Annotated in this window: 4 protein-coding genes and 2 pseudogenes; 4 read left to right on the forward strand and 2 right to left on the reverse strand. The window is 73.7% G+C overall.

The genetic code is table 11. From position 1 onward, the window contains the following. Positions 1–201 (reverse strand): annotated as a pseudogene (locus HMPREF3086_RS17405) (HAD-IB family hydrolase); the annotation flags it as partial. 71 nt (positions 202–272) lie between these two features. Here HMPREF3086_RS17405 and HMPREF3086_RS17410 point away from each other — a divergent pair. Next, complete coding sequence (locus tag HMPREF3086_RS17410; RefSeq protein ID WP_070723201.1) at positions 273–542, forward strand: glutaredoxin family protein; 270 nt, start codon at positions 273–275, stop codon at positions 540–542. Between the two features lie 45 nt (positions 543–587). Here the strand turns inward: HMPREF3086_RS17410 and HMPREF3086_RS18240 are convergent. Continuing rightward, a pseudogene (locus HMPREF3086_RS18240) lies at positions 588–930 on the reverse strand (HNH endonuclease). A gap of 396 nt (positions 931–1,326) precedes the next feature. On the opposite strand from HMPREF3086_RS18240, the gene HMPREF3086_RS17415 reads away from it, so the two are divergent. From HMPREF3086_RS17415 to HMPREF3086_RS17425, 3 genes are all read left to right on the forward strand, one after another. Next, a complete protein-coding gene (locus HMPREF3086_RS17415) occupies positions 1,327–2,667 on the forward strand; it encodes a glutamyl-tRNA reductase (RefSeq protein ID WP_210401898.1) in 1,341 nt (446 codons plus the stop codon). Further along, positions 2,664–3,728, forward strand: coding sequence for a hydroxymethylbilane synthase (hemC, locus tag HMPREF3086_RS17420; RefSeq protein WP_061227991.1), 1,065 nt, complete (start codon positions 2,664–2,666; stop codon positions 3,726–3,728). The genes HMPREF3086_RS17415 and hemC overlap by 4 nt, the downstream gene beginning before the upstream one ends. A 62-nt stretch (positions 3,729–3,790) precedes the next feature. Continuing rightward, a partial coding sequence (locus HMPREF3086_RS17425; protein WP_070723206.1) for a bifunctional uroporphyrinogen-III C-methyltransferase/uroporphyrinogen-III synthase occupies positions 3,791–5,415 on the forward strand: 1,625 nt, incomplete at its 3' end.

The following is a 5,415-nucleotide window of genomic DNA, read 5'->3' on the forward strand; positions in this document are numbered from 1 at the left end:
GGGCTCGGCACCCGGCTCGAGCTTGACGGCGTGCTCGGCGGAGGCCTCGCCGGCGACCCGCTGGACCCGCGCGTCGCGGCGCCTCCACACGAGCCTTCCCAGCGCCGAGATCACGTCGGCACGACCGGGCAGTCGCCGGCGGCGCGGGGAGTCGGCGTGCTCGTCGCTGGCGTGGTCGTTCTCCGGATGGGAGTCGTTCACCGGGCGGGACCTCCTCGGGGGCTGCGACCCCATCCTAGGGGAGCCCGGGAGGGGTGGTGCACTATCGAGGCATGGTGCACACGGTGACCCTGTTGACCCGCGAGGGCTGCGGCAGCTGCGTCCGCGTCCACGGCCAGCTGCTGCTCCTGTGCGAGGGTGCCGGCGCGCGCCTGGAGGTCACCGACGTGGACCGCGCCGCCGATCCCGACCTCGCCGCCGAGTACGGGGACCGCCTGCCGGTCGTGTTGGTCGACGGTGCGGAGCATTCGTGTTGGGAGGTCGACGACGACGAGCTGCTCGCCACGCTCGCCGGGCCCGACCCGTTCGCCGGATGGGACTAGAGCCGGACGGGCACGGTGAGCGACCGGTGACGGCCCCGCCGGGGCTCAGTCGTCGGTGCGGAGGGCCCGCAGGATGGTCGCGTGCCGGAGCAGGAACGCGCCCTCGCCGAGCTTCTTGCGCCGCAGCCACCCGGTGACCTCGCTGCCCGCGCTTACTCGCGTTGCAGGATGCGCAGGCCGAAACCACGTTCTCCAGCGTGTAGCGCCCGCCGCGGGAGATCGGCATGACGCAGTCCCGCTGCAGGGCCGGTCCGACGGCGTGGCAGTAGGCGCAGCCGCCCCACGCGTCGAGGATCGCGGCCCACTGCTGGTCGGTGAGGTCGTTGTCGACCCGGGCGAGGCGCCGCTGCCGACGCTTCGCGTACCGGGCGCGGGTGGCGGCGGACATCGTGGCGGAGGACCTGCGACGCGGGGGCACGCGGTCACCGTACCCGGGCGCACGGCCTCCGGTCCGCGCTGTTCACGGGCGGTGCGAGGCGCTGCACGGACATAACATCCTGTGCGGTGACGGTTTTGTCCCGGGGTGTCATGCGGGTTACGGTGGATCCCGTTACGGGTCGTACGCAGGCTTGAGGGCCACGGCCGTCCCGGCAGAGTGTTCCCGATCCGGGAGTGCCCTGTGCACAGCCGTGAACACCGACAGGAGACGACCGACTGTGGACCAGCGTTCCGCGAGTTCGTCCGGCGGGCCTGCGTTCTTCTCCCGAGTGGTTTCTCCCCGAGTTGACGAGCTGGCATCCATTCTGGCATGGGCCCGTCAGGCCCTGACGTCCGGGGGTCGGTTGTGAGCATCCTCCTGGTGGGTGTGTCCCACCACAGTGCGCCGGTGGCGCTGCTCGAGGCCGTGGCCGTGTCCGAGGTCGACCGCGACGCGCTCACCGAAGAACTCATCGCCGGCGAGAACGTCGACGAGGCGATGATCGTCACCACCTGCAACCGCGTCGAGGTGTACTCGGCCGTGGACGCGTTCCACCCGGCGCTCGACGACGTCGTCAACCTCCTGTCGCGCCACTCGGGCCTGTCCGTCGACGAGCTCAGCCGGCACCTGTACATCCGGTACTCCGAGTCCGCCGCCGAGCACCTGTTCTCCGTGGCCTCGGGCCTGGACTCGATGGTGGTGGGCGAGCAGCAGATCATCGGCCAGATCCGCACCGCGTACCAGTCCGCCTCCGAGATCGGCGCGGCCGGCACCACCCTGCACCGCCTCGCCCAGCAGGCCCTGCACGTGGGCAAGCGCGTCCACACCGAGACCGGCATCGACTCCGCCGGCGCGTCCGTCGTCTCCGTGGCGCTCGACCGGGCCGCGGAGATCCTCAACGCGAGCGCCGACGCCGACGCCCCCGACGCCCCGGCCTCGCGCCGCCTCGACGGTCGGCAGGCCGTCGTGCTCGGCGCCGGTGCCATGGGCGGCTTGGCCGTCGCGCACCTCGGCCGCGGCGGGATCTCCCGCATCGAGATCACCAACCGCACCCCGGAGCGCGCCGACCGGCTGTCCGAGATCGCCCGCGACTCCGGCACACCCGCCACCGCGTTCCCGCTCGACGAGCTCGCCACCGCCGTCGCCCGCGCCGACATCCTCTTCACCTGCACCGGTGCCGTCGGCACGGTCGTCACTCTCGGCGAGATCCACACCGCGCTGGCCCGCCGCGGCGACCGCGGGCCCCTGGTCATCTGCGACCTCGGCATGCCTCGTGACGTCGACCCCGCCGTCGCCGGCCTGCCCGGCGTGACCCTGCTGGGCATCGAGGCGCTCAAGGCCGACCCCGCCACCTCGTCCGCCGCGGCCGAGGCGGACGCCGCCCGCACGATCGTGGACGCCGAGCTCACCGCGTACACGCAGGCCGAGCGCATGGCCGGCGTCGGCCCGCTCATCGGCCAGCTGCGGGGCCGCGGCGGACAGGTCGTGGCCGCCGAGATGCGCCGGCTCGAGTCGCGACTGCCCGACATGGACGACAAGGTCCGCGACGAGGTGGCCAACACCGTCCGCCGCGTGGTCGACAAGCTCCTGCACCCGCCCACCGTGCGGTTCAAGGAACTCGCCGCCCAACCCGACGGGGAGAACTACGCGGCGGTCGTGCGCACCCTGTTCGACCTGGACCGCGACGTGGAGGAGGAGGCCTCATGAGCAGCAGGACCCTGAAGGTGGGAACCCGCGGCAGCACCCTGGCCACCACCCAGGCCGGGCACGTCCGCGACGCCCTCATCGCCGCCGGGTACCCGGCCGAGCTGGTGATCGTGCGCACCCGCGGCGACGTGGTGATGGCCCCCGTCGAGCGCATCGGCGTGGGCGTGTTCACCCTCGAACTGCGCGCCGCCCTCGAACGCGGTGACTGCGACATCGCCGTCCACTCGTACAAGGACCTGCCGACCGCACGCGACGACCGGTTCGCCCCGATCGCCGTGCCCCCGCGCGTCGACCCGTCGGACGTGCTCATCGCCCGCGACGGGCTCACAATGGACACCCTCCCGCAGGGCGCCCGCGTCGGCACCTCCGCCCCGCGGCGGCGCTCCCAGCTCGCGGCCCTGCGCCCCGACCTGGACCTGCACCCCCTGCGCGGGAACATCGACACGCGGATGGGATACGTCGCCAGCGGCGATCTCGACGCTGTCGTCCTCGCGGCCGCCGGACTCGACCGCACCGGGGCCGGAGAGCGCGCCACCCACCGATTCGGCATCGACGAGATGCTGCCGGCCCCCGCCCAGGGCGCTCTCGCCGTCGAAGCCCGCGCCGACGACACCGAGGCGATCGAGGCCCTCGCCGTCGTCGACCACCTCCCCTCCCGCGTCCGCATTGCCGCCGAGCGCACCCTCCTGCGCGACCTCGAGGCCGGGTGCACCGCGCCCGTCGGCGCGCGCGCCGAGCTCAGCGGCACCGACTCCGCCCGGTCCGATTTCGCCGGCACCGATCCGGGAGCCGACGCCCCGGCCGCCGACGCCGTGCTCACGCTGCACGCGGTGGTCGCCGCCCACGACGGCACCACGGTCCTGCGGACCTCCGGCACGACCGTCCCCGCCTCACATCCCGACGGGCCGGTCGCCGCCGCCGAGGAACTGGGTCGCCGCCTCGCGGCCGAACTGCTCGACCGCGGCGCCAGCGACCTCATGTCCGCCGAATCCCCCGAGCAACGACCCCCGCTCGTACCCAGGGAATCCACGACGGCCCCACCGACCGTCACCGACCCCTGACCCCCGAACTCCCACCTCGCGCGCAGCCAGTGCGCGACACCCACCCGACGGAGAGACGAACAATGACTCGAGCACGCACCACCCGCCCCGGAACCGTCCGCTTCGTCGGCGGCGGTCCAGGCAACGCGGGGATGCTCACCTGCCGGGCCCGCGAGGTCCTCGCCGGCAACGCGCTGGTCTTCGCCGACGCCGACGTGTCGGCCGACGTACTGGCACTGGTCGCCACCGAGGTCCCCGTCCCGCAGGAACTGCTCGACGCGCGGCAGGCCGAGATGGACGCCGCCGTGGCCGCCGAGGACAAGGCTGAGGTCAAGCGCCTCAAGGCACTGCCGGCGCCCACCGCCGCCGACGTGCGGCCCGTCCTCGGTGAGCCCGCCGCCGTGGCCAAGCAGCTCGTCGCCGAGGCCAAGAAGGGCCGCGACGTCGTCCGCCTCGTCACCGGCGACCCCATGACCACCGACGCGACCGTCACCGAGATCGCCGCCGTCGGCCGCACCGTCGTGCCGTTCGAGGTCGTCCCCGGTGTCGCCGAGGCCACCGCCGTGCCCGCCTTCGCCGGCATCGCGCTCGGCTCCGGCTACGTCTTCGCCGACGGCCGCGGCAAGGTCGACTGGGCCGCCCTCGTCGGCTCGCCCGGGCCCATCGTCCTGCGCACCACCACCCGCCACCTCGCCGAGGCCGCCTCCCACCTCGCCGAGCAGGGCCTCGCCGCCGGCACCCCGGTCACCGTGACCTGCTCCGGCTCGCTCTGCGCCCAGAAGTCCGCCGACGGTACCCTCGCGACCATGGCCGAGGTCGGGCGCGACATGGAGGGCGACCTGGTGGTGACCATCGGCAAGTCCGCCGGTGAGCGGCACCGCCACCAGTGGTGGGAGTCGCGTGCCATGTTCGGCTGGAACGTCCTCGTGCCCCGCACCAAGGCGCAGTCCGCCGAGATGAGCGAGCGCATCGCCGAGCACGGCGCCGTGCCCGTCGAGGTGCCGACCATCGCCGTCGAGCCGCCCCGCAGTCCCGCCCAGATGGAGCGCGCCGTCAAGGGCCTCGTCGACGGCCGCTACCAGTGGGTCGTGTTCACCTCCTCCAACGCCGTGCGCGCCGTGTGGGAGAAGTTCGTCGAGTTCGGCCTCGACGCCCGCGCCTTCTCCGGCGTGAAGATCGCCTGCGTCGGCGAGGGCACCGCCGCCCGCGTCCGCGAACTGGGCATCCAGCCCGAACTGCTGCCCAGCGGCGAGCAGTCCAGCCTCGGCCTGCTCGAGGTGTTCCCGCCGTACGACGACGTCCTCGACCCCGTCAACCGCGTCCTGCTGCCGCGCGCCGACATCGCCACCGAGACCCTCGCCGAGGGCCTGACCGCCCGCGGCTGGGAGATCGAGGACGTCACCGCCTACCGCACCGTCCGCGCCGCCCCGCCGGCCGCCGAGATCCGCGAGATGATCAAGACCGGCGGGTTCGACGCCGTCTGCTTCACCAGTTCCTCGACCGTGCGCAATCTCGTCGGCATCGCCGGCAAGCCGCACGCCCGGACGCTCATCGCCTGCATCGGGCCGCGCACCGCCGAGACCGCCGCCGAGTTCGGCCTGCGCGTGGACGTGCAGCCCGAGAACGCGTCGGTGCTGGAACTGGTCGACGCCCTCGCCGCGCACGCCGACCACCTGCGCGCAGCCGGCGAACTGCCGCCCCCGCGTCG

The sequence above is a fragment of the Dietzia sp. HMSC21D01 genome, assembly GCF_001815995.1.
GTDB classification, from domain to species: domain Bacteria; phylum Actinomycetota; class Actinomycetes; order Mycobacteriales; family Mycobacteriaceae; genus Dietzia; species Dietzia cinnamea.

What these genes read in the sequence shown, in the direction of transcription:
- HMPREF3086_RS17410 (WP_070723201.1), top strand. Translation starts at nt 273, where the DNA reads ATGGTGCACACGGTGACCCTGTTGACCCGCGAGGGCTGCGGCAGCTGC.
- hemC (WP_061227991.1), top strand. Translation starts at nt 2,664, where the DNA reads ATGAGCAGCAGGACCCTGAAGGTGGGAACCCGCGGCAGCACCCTGGCC.